Below are 16,043 nucleotides of genomic sequence, written 5' to 3'. Positions count from 1 at the left end.
CCCGTCGTCCGCAGGTTCAGGATTGATCAATCAGGTCATTTGATCGAAAGGTATTGACTTCGATCGCAGCGCATCTCAGGATGGCGCTCACCTCAGCGTGACCTCGCAGCGCCTGGCCGGACGCCGGCGCACGTGACCTCTCCAAGGAGCCGCGCCATGCCTTCCTCTTCGCTTTCCCGCCGCAGAACGTACGGGTCGGGCCTCGTCGCCGCCGCGACCGCGCTGTGCCTCGCCACCCTCTCCGCCTGTGGTTCGGGCGACGACACCGACACCTCCGCCGGGAAGGGTCCCGTCACCATCACCTTCTGGGGCTGGGCCAAGGGAACGCAGGAAGTCGTGGACGCCTTCAACGCCTCCCAGCAGGACGTCCGCGTGAACTTCCAGGAGATACCGTCCGGCAACGCGGGCGGCTACGCAAAGATCTCCAACGCCGTGAAGGCGGGCAACGCCCCCGACGTCTTCAACGTGGAGTACCCCCAACTGCCGGACTTCGTCAGCCGCGGCGCGGTCCAGGACATCGGTGAGCACGTCTCCGACGGCCTCAAGTCCAAGTACCTGCCGCAGGCGATGCGGATGACCACCCTGGGCGGCACCACCTGGGCCCTCCCGCTGGACGTGGCGCCGCAGACCTTCTACTACCGCAAGGACGTCTTCGAGAAGGCGAAGATCACGGCCCCGCCGAAGACCTGGGAAGAGTTCCGGGCGGACGCGGAGAAGATCAAGAAGGCCGTTCCCGACGCGCGGATCGCCACGTTCTTCCCCGACGACCCGAGCACCTTCGAGGCCATGGCCTGGCAGGCCGGCGCGCAGTGGTTCAAGGCGGAGACGGAGTCCTGGAAGGTCGGCTTCCAGGACCAGGCCACCAACAAGACCGCCGCCTACTGGCAGAAGATGATCGACGACGACCTGGTGCAGGTCGCCCCGTCCTTCTCCCAGCAGTGGACGGCCTCCCTGCAGAAGAACCAGACCGTCGGCTACCTGGGCGCGAGCTGGGGCGCGGGCGTACTGGGCAGCACGCTGCCCGACCAGAGCGGCAAGTGGGCCGCCGCCCCGATGCCGACGTTCGACGGGGCGCCGGCGAGCGGCATGCTCGGCGGCACCACGTTCGCCGTGTCCAAGGACAGCAAGAAGGCGGAGGCGGCGGTGAAGTTCGCGGAGTGGGCGACCACCACCGAGGACGGCATCACGGCACGCATCTCCACCGGCACGTCCTCCGCCTACCCGGCCGCGCCCGCTCTCGTGCCGATCGCCAGGGGCACCTTCAAGAGCACCCTCTTCGGCGACCAGGACCTGTACGGCATGTTCCAGGACGGCGCGAAGTCCATCCGGGCCGACTGGGCGTGGGGCCCGGTCATGGGCACCACCAACAACTCCCTCAAGGACTCCTTCGCCAAGGTCCACGACGGCAGCGACATCATGACCGCCGTGCGGGGCGCCGAGACGGCCACGAAGAAGGAGCTGGACAACCGCGGGATCAAGGTGACGGGCTGATGGTCGCCCTCGCACCGCGGAAAGCCGGATCCCCCGCCGCCCACCCCGCTCCCCGGCGGCCGTGGCGGCCGGGGGCCCCGGCCCTCCTCCTGCTCCCGTTCTTCGTCCTGTTCACCGCCTGCACGCTGATCCCGATGGGGAACGCCCTCTACCTCAGCCTCTACAGCGAGAAGCGGTCCGGACTCGGCTTCGGGGGCGTGGAACGCGTCTTCAGCGGCCTCGACAACTACACCAGCGCCCTGCACGACCCGGCGTTCCGTGACGGTTTCGTCAACCTCGCCCTCTACTGCCTGTTCTACATCCCGCTGATGGTCGGCCTGTCGCTGCTGCTCGCCCTGTTGCTCGACTCGGCCCTCGCCCGTGCGAAGCGGCTCTTCCAGCTGGCCCTGTTCCTGCCGCACGCCGTGCCCGGCATCATCGCGGCCCTGATCTGGATGTACCTCTACACGCCGGGCGTGAGCCCCGTGATCGGCGCCCTCGACTCGGTCGGCCTCCAGATCGACATCCTGGGCAGTCCCGTACCGGCCGTGGTCAACATCGCCCTGTGGGAATGGACCGGGTACAACCTGATCATCTTCTTCGCGGCGCTCCAGGCGATCCCCCGCGAGGTACTGGAGGCGTCCGTCGTCGACGGTGCCGGCCCGCTGCGCACCGCCCTGAGCATCAAACTTCCGCTGATCCGGCCGTCGTTGGTCATGGTCGGGCTCTTCACGGTGATCGGCTCGCTGCAGCTGTTCACCGAACCGATGATCCTTCACGGCGCGGCCCCCGGCGTCGTCACCACCTGGACACCCAACATGTACGCCTACACCGCGGCCTTCGAGCGCAACGACTACGGCCTGGCCGCCGCCTCCTCCGTGCTGCTCGCGCTGGCGGCCGCCGCCCTCTCCTTCCTGGTCACCCGGCTCTCCGGCCGCCGCTCCACCGAGGCGAAGGGAGCCGAGGCGTGAGCACCGTCGCACCCGTGAGGCCCCGGCAACGACGAGGCCCCACCGCTCCCCCGCCGCTGGACACCAGGCGGCGCCACTGGTCGATGTCGAAAGCCGCCGTGAACGGCGTGCTCGTCCTGGCCACGCTCTACATGCTCCTCCCGCTGCTGTGGCTGCTGACGGCCGCGGCGAAGAACACCGGCGACCTGCTCGGCGGGCGTACCCTCTCGCCCGAGCGCTGGCACCTGGGCCAGAACCTCGCCGATCTGGCGTCCACCGGCGACGGGGTCTACTTCCGCTGGTACCTCAACTCGCTGCTGTACGCCGGAGTCGGCGCCGCGCTGTGCGCCCTCGTCTGTGTGGCCGCCGGCTACGCGTTCCACGTCTACCGATTCCCCGCCAAGGAGAAGCTGTTCGGTCTGGTCCTGCTGGGCGTGCTCGTGCCGACGACGGCGCTCGCGCTGCCGATGTATCTGCTCGCCTCCAAGGTGGGGATCGTCAACAGCTTCTGGGCCGTCTTCCTTCCGTCGCTGGTCAACCCGTTCGGCGTGTATCTCGCCCGGGTGTTCTGCGCCGGATACGTGCCCGGGGAGGTCCTGGAGGCGTCCCGGATGGACGGCGCCGGGGAGCTGCGCACCTTCTGGTCGATCGGGCTGCGGATGGTCATGCCCGGCTTCGTCACGATCTTCCTGTTCCAGTTCACCGCGATCTGGAACAACTTCTTCCTGCCGCTGGTGATGCTCTCGGACACCAAGCTCTTCCCGGTGAGCCTCGGGCTCTACTCGTGGAACACCCAGACGCGCTCGTTCCCCGAGTACTACCCGCTGGTGGTGACCGGCTCGCTGCTCGCGGTCGTCCCCCTGGTCGTCGCCTTCGTCGGGCTGCAGCGGTTCTGGAAGGCGGGTATGACGGCCGGAGCCGTCAAGTAGGGCCCTCCGTCCGCTTCCGTCGTCCGCCCCCTCCACCAGTCACCCGGGAGAATCCCGTGCACAACCCCGCTTCCGTCACCGACGCCGCCCTGGTTCCGGTACCGGTGCCCGGCCGCCGGCCGCGGGCCCTGCTCGCCATGCACACCGATCTGGCGCCCAAGCTGATCGGCGCCCCGACGATGCGCCGGCTGACCGAGCTCTGCGATCTCGACCCGGCGCTGGTCGCCGACGACTTCGGCGCGCCGGCCGCCTCGGCGGCCCTGAGCGAGGCCGAGATCCTCATCAGTTGCTGGGGCTGCCCGCCGCTGACGGAGGAAGTCCTCGCCCGGGCCCCCCGGTTGCGGGCGGTCGTCCACGCCGCGGGGTCCGTCAAGCACCACATCACCGAGGCCTGCTGGCGCCGGGGAATCGCCGTCACCTCGGCGGCCTCGGCCAACGCCGTGCCGGTCGCGGAGTACACCGTCGCCTTCGTCCTCCTGGCGGGCAAGGACCTGCTGCGCATGCGGGACGACTACCGTCGTCGCCGCGCCGACCACGACTGGCAGACGGCCTACGAGAGAGCCGGCAACTACCGCCGGACCGTGGGCGTCGTGGGGGCCTCACGGATCGGCCGGCGCGTCCTGGAACTCCTGCGGGCCCACGATCTGGAACTGCTGCTGCACGACCCGTATCTGCTGCCGGGCGAGGCGGAACGGCTGGGCGCGAGGGCCGTCGGACTCGACGAACTGTGCGTCAGGAGCGACGTGGTGAGCGTGCACGCGCCCGAACTTCCCGCGACGCACCACCTCATGAGCCGCGAGCGGCTGGCGTCGATGCGCACCGGGGCGACACTGATCAACACGTCCCGGGGCTCGCTGGTCGACCAGGCCGCACTGACCGAGGAGCTGGTGTCCGGGCGGCTCGACGCCGTGCTCGACGTCACCGTCCCGGAGGTTCTGCCGCCGGACTCCCCGCTGTACGACCTGCCCAACGTGGTCCTGACCCCGCACGTCGCCGGTTCCCTGGGGACCGAGCTCCACCGCATGGCGGCTGCGGCGGCCGACGAGCTGGAGAGATATGTGAACGGCCGGCCCTTCGCGCACCCGGTGTCCGCCGAGGAATGGGAACGCTCGGCCTGAACCGCCGAAGGTCTCGCGACCGGTGGGCCGGGACGGATCCCGGGGCGGGCCGGTGAACGGCCCCGTGGCCTCGCGGCAGGGGCCGCCCGCCGACGTGGTGAGCGTGCGCGCCGACGGTGCGGTCGCCCGCGGAGGTCACCTGGTCCTCGTCGGTGACGTCGCGAAAGCCTCGACGGCGGCCGTACGAATGGTGTGCGGAGTACGAGGGGAGTGCGCGGTCAGGAGGCGGCCTCGATGGTGATCCGGCCGGCGCCGGCCAGCTGGTCGGGACCGGCGTCGATGTGGCCGAGGACCAGGAGGTCGGCGGAGGCGGAGGGGCCGTCGCGGTGGAAGAGTGCGAGGTTGCCCCACGGCGCGTAGTACGCGAGGTCGCCGGCCTTGGCCGCGGTCGGCTCGGGGGCGCCGTCGGTGTCGAGCCTGCGCGGCGGGTAGCCGATCCGCTCCGTGCCGTGGAAGTCCTTCAGGTCGATCGTGAGCGGGAGCAGGGTGACCAGGTCGCGTGCGGCCGGGCTGTCGTTCAGCGTGGCGTCGACGGGCCGGCCGTCGAGGGCGACACGGAGGTCCATGGAGGTGTTCCTTCCGATACCGGTGTCTCCGGGCGTCCCCCCGGGCACGACGAGGACGGCATCGCCGTGCCGGGTGCGCCGTCGGAGCGGGCTGCCGGGGCGGTGCGGGCGAAGCCCCGGCGGGACGGGCGGATCGTGGGCGGCGTCCTGCGGGTCAGCCGGGCATCGGCTCGGCGTAGTGCCGGAAGCCGTCGCGTCCGGTGTGGAGGGCATACAGGCGCTCGGCCAGCACGGCGGGGCTGGAGTGCTCCGCGTCGGGCCTGATCGCCCCGGGGACGATCAGCTGGGCGACGTGGATGTTCTCGGGCGCGAGTGCCTCGTGGAGCATCGCCGCGTAGGCGCTCTCGGCGGCGAACGCGATCGAGGTGCCGGCCCGCTCGGGGTGCGGGCGTACCGCGCTGCCGCCGTTGACGAACAGCAGGGTGCCGCGTCCCAGGGCCCGCATGCCGGGCAGGACGGCGTCGACGCAGGTGACCGGGCCCTTGACGGAGAAGGCGAGGGGGGCGTCCAGGTCGGACGCACCGGTGTCGAGGACCGGCTTCATGAAGTCGGCGCGCGGCACCGGGCTGAACTGGAGGATCTCGATGGGCCCCAGGTCGTCGGTGGCCGCCCGCAGTGCCGTGGTGAGCGAGGCGGGGTCGAGGACGTCGGCGGGGTAGCCACGGGCGTGGATCCCGTCGTCGTCCAGGGTGGTGGCGAGGCTGTCGAGGCGGCCGGCGTCGCGGGCGACGAGCGCGACGCCGTGGCCGGCCTTTCCGAAGCGGCGGGCGGTGGCGAGGCCCAGACCGGGGCCCGCACCGACCAGTGCGAAGGTGGTCATGGTGAGCGATTCCTCAGCGGTTCGCGGGGCGGGCGACGCCGTGCGTGCCCGGCCCGGGGTGGTGGGGTGTGGCCGGGTCAGGGCTTGAGCAGGGTCTTGATGGCGCGGCGTTCGTCCATCGCCCGGTAGCCCTCGGCGACCTGGTCCAGGGGCAGGGTGAGGTCGAAGACCTTGCCCGGGTCGATGCGCCGCGACAGGACGCGGTCGATCAGGTCGGGCAGGTAGCGGCGTACGGGGGCGGGGCCGCCACGCAGGCCTACGTGGGAGAAGAACAGTTCCTGGCCGTCGACGGCGACCTCGTGGGGGACGCCCACGAAGCCGACGTTGCCGCCGGGCCTGGCCGAGTGCAGGGCCTGCTGCATGGCCTGGGCGGTGCCGACGCACTCCAGCACGCTGTCGGCGCCGATGCCGCCGGTCATGTCCTTGATCCGGGCGACGCCCTCGTCACCGCGCTCGGTGACGATGTCGGTGGCGCCGAACTCGCGGGCGAGTTTCTGCCGGGGCTCGTGCCGCGACATGGCGATGATCCGCTCGGCGCCCATCTCCTTGGCGGCGATCACCGCGCACAGGCCGACCGCGCCGTCACCGACCACGACGGCCGTGGAGCCGGGACGGACCTCGGCGGCCTCCGCGGCCCACCAGCCCGTCCCCATGACGTCGGAGACCGCCAGCAGACCGGGCCAGAACTCCTCGTCCGGCACGTCGTCGGTGGCGACCAGGGTCCCCTGGGCGTTGGGGATGCGTACGCGGTCGGCCTGGCAGGTGCTCATGAACTCACGGTTCAGGCAGCTGGACTGGAAGCCGTTCCGGCAGTTCGCGCAGGTGTTGTCGGAGGTGGCGAACGAACCGACGACGAACTGGCCGGGCCGCACCGCGGTGACCTCGCTGCCGACCTCCTCCACGAAGCCGACGTACTCGTGGCCCATGGGGTGCGCCCCGTCGGTCGGCTCCAGGCCTCGGTAGGGCCACAGGTCCGAGCCGCACACGCAGGTGACGGCCGTGCGGATGATCGCGTCGGTCGGGTGGAGGATCTCGGGGGCGTCGAGGGTCTCGAAGCGGATGTCGCCGGGGGCGTGGATCACTGCTCCGCGCATGGGGGGATTCCTTACGGGACGGGCGCCGGCCGGGTGTCCCGCCGGCGCCGGGTGGGGGGTGCGAGCCGGGGCACGGGCTCCTCGGCGGCCGCCTTCGCGGCCGGAGGACGAGTGCCCCACGTCCTCCAGGTAACCGGCTTCTCGCTCCCGCGACGAGTCACCGTCAAGGGGTGTACCGCCAGTACATCCCTTTGGCCCCGTCAGGGACGTACCGTCGGGGTGTGGACAACCGTGAAGAGGCCCGCGAGTTCCTCACCTCGCGGCGAGCGAAGATCACCCCGGAGCGGGCCGGCCTGCCGTCCGGGAGCCGACGGCGCGTGCCCGGCCTGCGCAGGAGCGAGGTCGCCGCACTCGCGGACATGAGCGTGGAGTACTACGCCAAGCTCGAACGCGGCCATCTCGCCGGCGTCTCCCCGGCCGTCCTCGAGGCCGTGGCCCGCGCGCTCCGGCTGGACGACGCGGAACGCGCCTACCTGCTGCATCTGGCCCAGGCCGCGGACGGCTCCGACGCCCTCACCCGCCCCCGGCGCCGGGCCGGCCGGCAGTGGAAGCCGCACCGCAGCCTGCAGTGGACGCTGGACGCCATCACCGCCGGGCCCGCGTTCGTCCGCAACGGCCGCATGGACCTGCTCGCCGCGAACGCGCTCGCGCGCGCCTTCTACGCCGACGTGTACGCGGCCGCCGGAAACCAGGGAAACCTCGCCCGCTTCAACTTCCTCGACCCCGCGTCGCGCCGCTTGTACCCCGACTGGGACCTCTTCGCCGACATGGCCGTCGCCATCCTGCGCACCGAGGCCGGCCGCAACCCGCACGACAAGGACCTGCACGATCTCATCGGCGAGCTGTCGACCCGCAGCGACGAGTTCCGCACCCGCTGGGGGGCGCACGACGTCCGTCACCACGGCACCGGCACCAAGCGCTTCCACCACCCGGCCGTCGGGGAACTGACTCTCGCCTTCGAGGGCATGGACATGGCGGCCGAGCCCGGCCTCACCCTCACCGTCTACACGGCCGAACCCGGCTCCCCCTCCGAGGAACGGCTGCGTCTCCTCGCCTCCTTGTCCGCCACGCGGGAAGCCGGCACCGCCACCGAACCGTCTCGCTGAAGGCGCCGGCGCTCAGTCCGCCAGGCGCGCCATCCACGCCTCGATCTCGTCGGCGGCGCGGGGCAGGGCCGCCGACAGGTTCTCGTGGCCGTCGTCGGTGACGACCAGGTCGTCCTCGATCCGGACGCCGATGCCCCGCCACTCCTCGGGCACGGTCAGGTCGTCGGCCTGGAAGTACAGGCCCGGTTCGACGGTCAGGCACATGCCCGGTTCCAGCACGCCGTCGACGTAGTCCTCCGTGCGGGCCCGCGCACAGTCGTGGACGTCCAGGCCCAGCATGTGGCCGGTGCCGGCCATGGTGAAGCGGCGCTGCAGGCCCAGCTCGTACGCCCGGTCGACGGGACCCTCGATGAAGCCCCACTCGACGAGCCGCGCCGTCAGGTGGCGCTGGGCCGCCTCGTGGAAGTCGCGGTACGGGGCACCCGGCTTGACCGTCGCCATACCGGCCTCCTGGGCCTCGTACACCGCGTCGTAGATCTCGCGCTGCAGGGGCGTGAAGGTGCCGTTGATCGGCAGCGTGCGGGTGACGTCGGCGGTGTAGAGGGAGTGCGTCTCCACGCCGGCGTCGAGCAGCAGCAGGTCTCCCGGGCGCACCGGGCCGTCGTTGTCGGTCCAGTGCATGATCGTGGCGTGTTCGCCGGCGGCGCAGATCGAGCCGTAGCCCACCGCGTTGCCCTCGAGGCGCGCCCGGCGGAAGAAGGTGCCCTCGATCCAGCGCTCCGACGACGCGATCGCCCGGGACAGCTCCCCTACGACGTCGGTGAAGCCGCGCACGGTGGAGTCCACCGCCTTGCGCAGTTCCCCGAGTTCCCAGGCGTCCTTGACGAGACGGAGGTCGCTGAGCGCGTCCTCCAGTTCGGCGTCGCGCTCGGCGTCGGTGGTGACGGCGGCCTCGAGGGCGGGGTCGATCCCGCGGACGATCCGGGTCCGCGGGCCGGTGGCGGCGGCCAGGTCGGCGACGGCGTCGCGGACGTCGCGGCACGGCAGGCCGAGCACGCGCTCCGATTCGGCGAGTGAGCGGCGCCGGCCCGTCCACAGTTCGGCGTGGGCGCCGGTCCAGAACTCGTCGTCGTCCCTGCTGTCGCGCGGCAGCTGGTAGCAGTAGGCGTCGTGGCCGCCGTCCGCGCGGGGTTCGAGAACGAGCGCGCCGTCCCGGACCTGGTCGCCGGTCATGTGCACGTATCCCGTGTACGGCCGGAAGGGGTAGGTGTCGTCGTTCGAGCGGACCTTGAGGTTGCCCGAGGGGATCACGAGGCGTTCGCCGGGGAACCGTGCGGAGAGCGCGGCGCGGCGGCGGGCCGCGTAGGGGGCCTGCTCGGCGGGCTGGAGGTCGTGTCGTTCCGTGTCCGCCCAGCCCGTCCGCATCAGAGCGGACAGCTCCTCGGAGATCACCGGGTAGAGGCTGTTCTTACGACGGTTCGCCACGTCATGCACCTTCCGTTGGGCTTCCTCGGGGCTCCCAAGGGGCTGCCAAGGGGTCGTACCCCGCCGCCGGTCCGGGGCGGCATCCGGACGGTACCGCCTCGCGACGGCTCTCGGTGCCCGGGCGTGCCAGTGGCACTGATCGGACACAGGCCCGGCCGGAGCAGGGATAATCGCCCCATGGTGAACGGGAAGCTCGGCGATGCCCTGCGGATGCTGGGGCTCGGTGACTCGACGTGCCGGGTCTACCTGGCCCTGCTGGAGCTGGCCCCCGCTCCGCTGGACGCGGTCGGCGCGGCGGCCGGCCTGGGCGGCGCCGACCTCGCCGCGGCGTACGGCGAACTGGCGGACGCCGGTCTGGCCAGTGCCGCGGCCGGGGACGGGGACGTGGTGGCCCCGGTGCCGCCCGCGGCGGGCCTGGAGATCCTGGCCCGGCACCGGGCGGCCGAGCTCGAGGAGTCCCGCATCGCCGTCGGAGGGGCGTTCGAGTCGTTCCGGCGCCGGCGGCTCGCCGCCTACAACGACGATCTCGTCGAGGTCGTCACCGGGGAAGCCATCGGGCCGAGGATGCGCCATGCGTGGGCCAGTGCCCGCGAGCAGATCCGGCAGTTCGAGTCCCCTCCGTACGCGCCGCTGGCCAGTGCGACCGACGACGCCCTGGCGACGCTGGCCCGCGGGGTGAGGCAGCGTGTCGTCTACTCGCGGGAGTCGCTGGAGCACCCCGGCCATCTGAAGGACGTCATCGAACCCTGCATCGAGGCGGGCGAGCAGGCCAGGGTGCTGCCGTCGGTGCCGGTGAAGCTCCTGATCATCGATGAGGCGTACGCGCTGGTGTCGTTGTCCATCAAGGAGGCGGACGTGCACAACACCATGCTGGTGGTGCAGCCCTGCGGCCTGCTGTCCGCGCTGACGGCCCTGTTCGAGCAGGCCTGGCAGAACGCCCTGCCCATCCACGGCCTCACCGCACGCCCCGCCGGGCTCCCGCCCGCCGACCGTCGCCTGCTGCGTCTGCTGGCCGGCGGTGCGACGGACGAGGTCATCGCCCGTGAACTGGGCGTCAGCCGCCGCACGCTGTTCCGCCGCCTCCAGCTCCTCATGACCCGGCTCGGCGCCGCGAACCGCTTCCAGATGGCCCTGCAGGCGCAGCGCTCGGGCTGGCTGTGACCGGGGCCCGGGCAACGCGTGCCCGGGCCGCGACGACCCACCCGGCAGCCGCTCCGACCGCGTACCAGAGCAGGTCCGGTGCGTTGAAGGTGGAACCGAGGACGAGGCGGGCCGCGGTGCTCTGCCGGGAGAGCGCCGCCGGCAGGCCGGTGAGCTGGAGGAACTCGACACCCCAACTCACGGCCAGGGCAACCGCGGCGGCTTTCCACGGTGGCGTCCGTGGCGCCGCGAGGACGACGAGGACGAAGACCAGAAGCGTGTAGAGGGCGTCGCCCGCGTACTTGGCCACCTCTCCCTCCGACACCGCCCTGATCCCGGTTCCCGCGCCGACGATCGCCAAGGCGGCCGGCCCCGCGGCGAGGCGGACACGTAACGGGTCGCCCTCGACGGGGGCGCGGGTGCGGGGGGTCCGGGTCATGCGGTCATTCTGCTGTACGCCCGACGCCCTCTGGCGTACGCGCGTAGACCTCGGGCACCATCGTCATGCACCGCATGCTCAACCATCCCACAGGCAGCATGACGCACTGCATGGAGGTTCTTCGATGAAGTCTCCGAGAGGCACCCGCATCCGGTCGGTCGTCACGGCTCTGGCCCTGGTGGCCGCGCCGGGCGCCGTCGTCGTCGGCAGCGCCGGCGACGCGTTCGCGGTGACCAAGATCAGTCACGCCACCGCGACGTCGATGTTCCGCGAGGTCGGGATCACCTGGTCGTCCTCCGGCAACTGCTCCGACCGCAACAACTCGACCTGTACGTCCTTCGATCAGCTCAACCTGGCCACCGCGCAGGGCGCCCAGACCCTCAAGCGGGCCAGCGGGTGCGCGCTGAACATCACGGGCGGGACCGAGACCGGACACGCCTCCGGCACGTACTCGCACTGGAACGGCTACAAGCTCGACTTCAGCAAGTACACGTGCGTCGGCACCTACATCAAGAACACCTTCACCTACATCGGACTGCGCGGCGACGGCGCTCCGCAGTGGCGATCGGGTTCGGGCAACGTCTACGCCGACGAGGGCAACCACTGGGACGTCACGTACTACAACTGCGGCGGCTGCTGAACCCTTCCGCCGAGGCCGGGACACGCGCCCACCGGCGCGTGTCCCCCACGCCGTTCAGGCGGTGGCCTCGTCGAGGAGCTCCAGCAGGTGCCGGTAGGGGCGGCCGGTGGCGCGGGTCATGCCCATCTCGCAGGTGCGGTTGCAGGAGGCGTACGCGTCGTAGGTGCGCTCGGTGATCTCGGCGGCCTGGGCCGCGGTGGCGGCGGCGGTGATCTCCGGGTGCAGCAGCCCGCGGTCACCCGCGAACGCGCAACAGCCCCAGGAGTCGGGGACGGTGACCTCGTCGCCGACGGCCGCGGCCACGGTGCGCAGGGCGTCGTCGATGCCCAAGTGCACGGTGGAGCAGGTGGGGTGCAGGGCGAGGCTGCCGAGCCGGCGCGGTGCGGGCAGCGCGGGGAGCAGGTGCTCGGCGGTGAAGACGACGCTGTCGACGAAGCGCAGGGAGGCGAAGCGGGCGCGGTCGGACTCCCCCAGGGCGTCGGGGAGTTGCTCCAGGCCGTGGGTGCACGAGGAGGCGTCGCAGACCACGGGCAGCCGGCCCCGGTCGGCGGCCTGCCACAGGGCCTCCAGCGTGCGGGCGGCCATCGTGCGGTGCCCGGCGGTGTAGCCCTTGGACTGCCAGGGGGTGCCGCAGCACAGGTCCCCCAGCCCTTCCGGCACGGTGACGGGGACGCCGGCGCGGTCGCACAGCCGCAGGAAGGCCGCCGCCGAGCCGCCCGCGCCGTCGGGGGCCGCCTCGGGGGCGAAGACGCTGCCGATGCAGGCGGCGAAGAACACCGCCCGCGCGTCGGCGGGGCGCCGGGGCGCGGGCCGGGCCGGGCCGCCGCGGGGGATGTCGCCGGCCCAGGCGGGCACCAGTTCCGCCGCGCCGAGCCGGCGGACGGCGTCCGTGGCGGCGCGGACGGCGGACGCGGGCGCGGCGTGGGCGGTGTTCAGCGCCAGCCGCACGCCCTTCACGGCACTCCCCCACCGCCGGGCGACGGCGTTCCCGGTGCGCCGGGACAGGGCGCCGTGGCGTTCGGCGCGCAGGCGTTTCATGACGGCTCCGGTGTCGATGACGACCGGGCAGGCGGTGACGCAGAGGCTGTCGGCGGCGCAGCTGTCGACGGCGGCGTAGGCGTAGTCGGCTTCCAGGGCGCGCCTGCGCTCCTCGTCCCCGCCGGCGGCGGCCAGCGCGATCTCCCGCTGCAGGACGATGCGCTGCCGGGGCGTGGTGGTGGCGTCCGCCGTGGGGCAGACGGGTTCGCAGTATCCGCACTCGACGCACGCGTCGACGGCCGGGTCGACTTCCGGGACGCTCTTGAGGTTGCGCAGGTGGGCGGTGGGGTCGTCCTCGAGGAGTACACCGGGGCCGAGCACCCCGTGCGGGTCGCACAGCCGCTTCAGTTCCCGCATGACGTCGTACAGTTCGTCGCCGTACTGGCGGCGGACGAAGGGCGCCATGGCCCGTCCGGTGCCGTGCTCGGCCTTCAGGGTGCCGCCGGCGTCGAGTACGAGGTCGACCATGGCGTCGGTGAAGCGGGCGTAGCGCTCGGTCTCCGCGGGGGTGTCGAAGGCCTGGGTGAGCATGAAGTGGAGGTTGCCGTCGCGGGCGTGGCCGAAGATCACCGCGTCCTGGTAGCCGTGCCGGTCGAAGAGGCCGGTCAGTCCCTCGCAGGTGCGGGTCAGCCGTTCCATGGGCACCGCGATGTCCTCCAGCAGCGCGGTGGTCCCGGGTCGGCGTGCTCCGGCGACGGCGGTGTAGAGGCCCTTGCGCAGGTGCCAGAGCCGGGCCCGGACGCCGGCGTCGCGGACGAGGGTGGTGGGGCCGACGGCGGGCAGGCGGTCCAGCACCGGCTGCGCGGCCGCGGTCCGCTCGTCCAGCAGTGCGGCGCTGTCCTCGGCGAACTCCACCAGCAGCGCCGCGTGCCGTTCCACGCGCAGCCCGCGCAGGGCCTCGACCGGGTCCGGGGACCGCTGTGCCACGCGCAGGGAGGCGGCGTCGAGGAGTTCGGCGGTGCGGGCGCCGGCGGCCAGCAGCGCGGGCAGTGCGTCGGTGGCCTCGGCGAGGCCGGGCAGCACCAGCAGGCCGGTCGCGGTGTGCGGCAGCAGGGGCACGGTGCGGAAGACGGCCTCCCCGACGAAGCCGAGGGTGCCTTCGCTGCCGATCATCAGGTGGGCGAGGATGTCGGCCGGCGCGGTGTGGTCCAGGAACGCGTTGAGGCCGTAGCCCATGGTGTTCTTCAGGGCGAAGAGCCGCTCGACGGTGGCGCGGGAGGCCGGCGAGTCCCGTACGCGGTCACGCAGTCGCAGCAGCCCCGCGTGCAGGTCGGGTTCGCGGGCGCGCAGGGCCTGGTCCGCGTCGGGGGCCGCGGTGTCGACGACGGTGCCGGAGGGCAGGACGAACTGCAGGGACTCCATGGTCCGGTAGGCGTTGTCCCGGGTGCCGCAGTTCATGCCGCTGGAGTTGTTGGCGACCAGACCGCCGATGGTGCAGGCCGACTCGCTCGCCGGGTCCGGGCCGAGCCGGCGTCCGTACCGGATGAGCCGCGCGTTGGCCTGACGTACCGTCAGGCCGGGTTGCAGCCGGATGCGCAGGCCGTCGTCGAGGACTTCGGCGGAGCGCCAGTGGGTGCGGACGTCCACGAGGACGCCGTCGCCGCCCGCCTGTCCCGACAGGCTGGTTCCTCCCGAGCGCAGGGTCACGGGCAGGCCCGCGGCGCGTGCCCCGGCCATCAGCGCGCCCACCTCGGCGGCGGTCGCGGCGCGCACGACGGCCTGCGGGGTGAACAGGTAGGGCGACGCGTCGTGGGCGGCCGCGACGCGGCGGGGCACGTCGACGCTCACCCGGGCCGGGTCGCCGACGCAGCCGGCCAGCAGTTCGGCCAGGTCACGGGGGTGCCCGGCGGCTTGAGATGGGGCGGCGTTGGTGGGCATGGCTCCTCGGTACGGCTGGTCAGCGGACGGGGCGGGCCGGATCGGTGATCCGCAGCAGGCGTGGCGGGTGGGCCGCGGGTTCGGGCAGGCGCAGCGGGGACCGCCCGGGGGTGATGCTGCCCAGGAGGGTGGCCCGGCGGGCTCCGGTGGCCGAAGGGAGGGTGCCGGGCAGGCCGTGGACGGTGAGGAAGCCGAGGATCGCGAAGGCCAGGGCCTCCTTGGCGTCGGAGGGCATCCCCAGGGCGTCGCTGGGGCGCAGTGGCACGCCGGGCAGTTCGTCGCCGAGCATGCGCATCAGGACGGGGTTGCGGATGCCGCCGCCGGAGACGGCGAGTTCGGTGACGCCGTGGGCGCGGCAGGCGTCGGCGACGGTGACGGCGGTGAGCCTGGTCAGGGTGGCGAGGACGTCGTCGGCCTCGGGTGTGGGCGCCTTCTCCAGTGCCCGCCGCAGGTAGGGCAGGTGGAAGTGCTCCTTGCCGGTGCTCTTCGGGGCGGGCCTGAGGTAGTACGGGTCGTCGAGCAGGGCGCGCAGCAGTGCGGGACTGGTGCGGCCCGCGGCTGCCCGGCGGCCGTCCTCGTCGTAGGCGGCGGCGCCGTCCGTGAAGTGCCGTACGGCCGCGTCCAGCAGGGCGTTCGCGGGTCCGGTGTCGAAGGCGAGCGGCTCGGCGCCGGGCGCGACGACGGTGACGTTGGCGATGCCGCCGAGGTTGAGGGCCGCCGGTGTGCCGGGCAGCGCGCGCAGCAGCATGGTGTCGGTCATGCCGACCAGCGGGGCGCCCTGGCCGCCCGCGGCGACGTCCCTGCTGCGCAGGTCGGAGACGACCGGGAGTCCGGTGGCCTCGGCGATCCAGGCCGGCCGGCCGAGTTGGAGCGTGCCGCGGACGGTGCCGTCCTCGACCCAGTGGTGCATGGTCTGGCCGTGCGAGACGACCAGGTCGGCGGCGCCGTCGCACAGTTCGCCGAGGGCGCGCCCGGCGGCTTCGGCGAAGGCCTGTCCCACGCCCGTGTCCAGGGCGCAGACGGCCTGGGTGGTCGTGGTGGCCGGCGGCAGGGTGGCGGAGATCAGGTCCCGCAGCCCGGCCGGGTAGGGGACGGAGAGGTGTCCCAGCGGCCGCAGGCGGAGGGTGTCGCCGTCCAGGGTGAGGTCCGCGGCGGCGGCTTCGATGGCGTCGTAGGAGGTGCCCGACATCAGGCCGATCACGCGCACGACGCCTCCCGGCGCGTGGTGCGGCCCGTGGCCGGGGTCTGCTGTGGCTGCGGCATGGCTGCTCCAGGGATGTTCTCGGCAGGGTACGGCGCCGGGGCCTTGCCGAAGGCCCCGGCGCGGGGGGGGGGGGGGGGCGGGGTGGGCGGGCCCGGGGGGGGGGGGGGGGGGGGGGGGGGGGGGGGGGGCGGGGGCGGGGGCGGGCCCTGGAGGTGCGCCGGGTGGG

At 72.8% G+C, this 16,043-nt stretch carries 14 protein-coding genes; 7 read left to right on the top strand and 7 right to left on the bottom strand.

Annotation, left to right across the window (positions count from 1 at the left end; genetic code table 11):
- The first annotated feature begins 156 nt into the window (after positions 1–156).
- The 4 genes from ACIRG6_RS31580 to ACIRG6_RS31565 all read left to right on the top strand — a co-directional run bounded on the left by ACIRG6_RS31580 (position 157) and on the right by ACIRG6_RS31565 (position 4,467).
- Complete coding sequence (locus tag ACIRG6_RS31580) at positions 157–1,491, top strand: ABC transporter substrate-binding protein (RefSeq protein WP_364822528.1); 1,335 nt, start codon at positions 157–159, stop codon at positions 1,489–1,491.
- On the top strand, positions 1,491–2,441 hold the full coding sequence (locus ACIRG6_RS31575) for a carbohydrate ABC transporter permease (protein ID WP_403325132.1): 951 nt from the start codon (positions 1,491–1,493) through the stop codon (positions 2,439–2,441). Before ACIRG6_RS31580 ends, ACIRG6_RS31575 begins: the two co-directional genes overlap by 1 nt.
- 83 nt (positions 2,442–2,524) lie before the next feature.
- Complete coding sequence (locus tag ACIRG6_RS31570) at positions 2,525–3,349, top strand: carbohydrate ABC transporter permease (RefSeq protein ID WP_189233008.1); 825 nt, start codon at positions 2,525–2,527, stop codon at positions 3,347–3,349.
- Positions 3,350–3,486: 137 nt separating this feature from the next.
- Positions 3,487–4,467, top strand: a complete 981-nt coding sequence (locus ACIRG6_RS31565; RefSeq protein WP_403325236.1) for a hydroxyacid dehydrogenase — start codon at positions 3,487–3,489, stop codon at positions 4,465–4,467.
- 218 nt (positions 4,468–4,685) lie between these two features.
- On the opposite strand, the gene ACIRG6_RS31560 is transcribed toward ACIRG6_RS31565, so the two are convergent.
- The 3 genes from ACIRG6_RS31560 to ACIRG6_RS31550 form a co-directional block, all read right to left on the bottom strand.
- Positions 4,686–5,033, bottom strand: a complete 348-nt coding sequence (locus tag ACIRG6_RS31560) for a cyclophilin-like fold protein (RefSeq protein ID WP_318216067.1) — start codon at positions 5,031–5,033, stop codon at positions 4,686–4,688.
- 154 nt (positions 5,034–5,187) lie between these two features.
- Positions 5,188–5,853, bottom strand: a complete 666-nt coding sequence (locus ACIRG6_RS31555; protein WP_403325131.1) for an SDR family oxidoreductase — start codon at positions 5,851–5,853, stop codon at positions 5,188–5,190.
- A 77-nt stretch (positions 5,854–5,930) separates the two neighbouring features.
- Positions 5,931–6,947 (bottom strand): zinc-dependent alcohol dehydrogenase family protein, encoded by a 1,017-nt coding sequence (locus ACIRG6_RS31550; protein WP_365022382.1) that lies wholly within the window; start codon positions 6,945–6,947, stop codon positions 5,931–5,933.
- 221 nt (positions 6,948–7,168) lie between these two features.
- Here ACIRG6_RS31550 and ACIRG6_RS31545 point away from each other — a divergent pair, with 221 nt between their 5' ends.
- Positions 7,169–8,053 (top strand): helix-turn-helix domain-containing protein, encoded by an 885-nt coding sequence (locus tag ACIRG6_RS31545; RefSeq protein WP_403325130.1) that lies wholly within the window; start codon positions 7,169–7,171, stop codon positions 8,051–8,053.
- A 12-nt stretch (positions 8,054–8,065) separates the two neighbouring features.
- On the opposite strand, the gene ACIRG6_RS31540 is transcribed toward ACIRG6_RS31545, so the two are convergent.
- Positions 8,066–9,478: an aminopeptidase P family protein gene (locus ACIRG6_RS31540; RefSeq protein ID WP_403325129.1), complete on the bottom strand. Its 1,413-nt coding sequence runs from the start codon at positions 9,476–9,478 to the stop codon at positions 8,066–8,068.
- Positions 9,479–9,655: 177 nt separating this feature from the next.
- On the opposite strand from ACIRG6_RS31540, the gene ACIRG6_RS31535 reads away from it, so the two are divergent.
- Complete coding sequence (locus tag ACIRG6_RS31535) at positions 9,656–10,639, top strand: helix-turn-helix transcriptional regulator (protein WP_403325128.1); 984 nt, start codon at positions 9,656–9,658, stop codon at positions 10,637–10,639.
- Here the strand turns inward: ACIRG6_RS31535 and ACIRG6_RS31530 are convergent.
- Entirely contained in the window at positions 10,569–11,057 is a 489-nt protein-coding gene (locus ACIRG6_RS31530) for a ribosomal maturation YjgA family protein (protein WP_403325127.1), read from the bottom strand. The two genes, ACIRG6_RS31535 and ACIRG6_RS31530, sit on opposite strands and share 71 nt — an antisense overlap.
- Before the next feature lie 124 nt (positions 11,058–11,181).
- On the opposite strand from ACIRG6_RS31530, the gene ACIRG6_RS31525 reads away from it, so the two are divergent.
- Positions 11,182–11,697 carry a hypothetical protein gene (locus ACIRG6_RS31525; RefSeq protein ID WP_351136261.1) on the top strand — a complete coding sequence of 172 codons (516 nt, stop codon included), beginning with the start codon at positions 11,182–11,184 and terminating at the stop codon, positions 11,695–11,697.
- A gap of 54 nt (positions 11,698–11,751) precedes the next feature.
- Here the strand turns inward: ACIRG6_RS31525 and ACIRG6_RS31520 are convergent, their stop codons facing one another.
- On the bottom strand, positions 11,752–14,613 hold the full coding sequence (locus ACIRG6_RS31520; RefSeq protein ID WP_403325126.1) for an FAD-binding and (Fe-S)-binding domain-containing protein: 2,862 nt from the start codon (positions 14,611–14,613) through the stop codon (positions 11,752–11,754).
- A 19-nt stretch (positions 14,614–14,632) separates the two neighbouring features.
- Positions 14,633–15,820, bottom strand: a complete 1,188-nt coding sequence (locus tag ACIRG6_RS31515; RefSeq protein WP_365024802.1) for an anhydro-N-acetylmuramic acid kinase — start codon at positions 15,818–15,820, stop codon at positions 14,633–14,635.
- Positions 15,821–16,043: the final 223 nt, after the last annotated feature.

Origin of the sequence: Streptomyces flaveolus (assembly GCF_044765825.1) — a bacterium.
GTDB classification, from domain to species: Bacteria; Actinomycetota; Actinomycetes; order Streptomycetales; family Streptomycetaceae; genus Streptomyces; species Streptomyces flaveolus.
The sequence above is the reverse complement of the archived record's forward strand: the minus strand, read 5'-3'. Positions and strand labels throughout refer to the sequence as shown.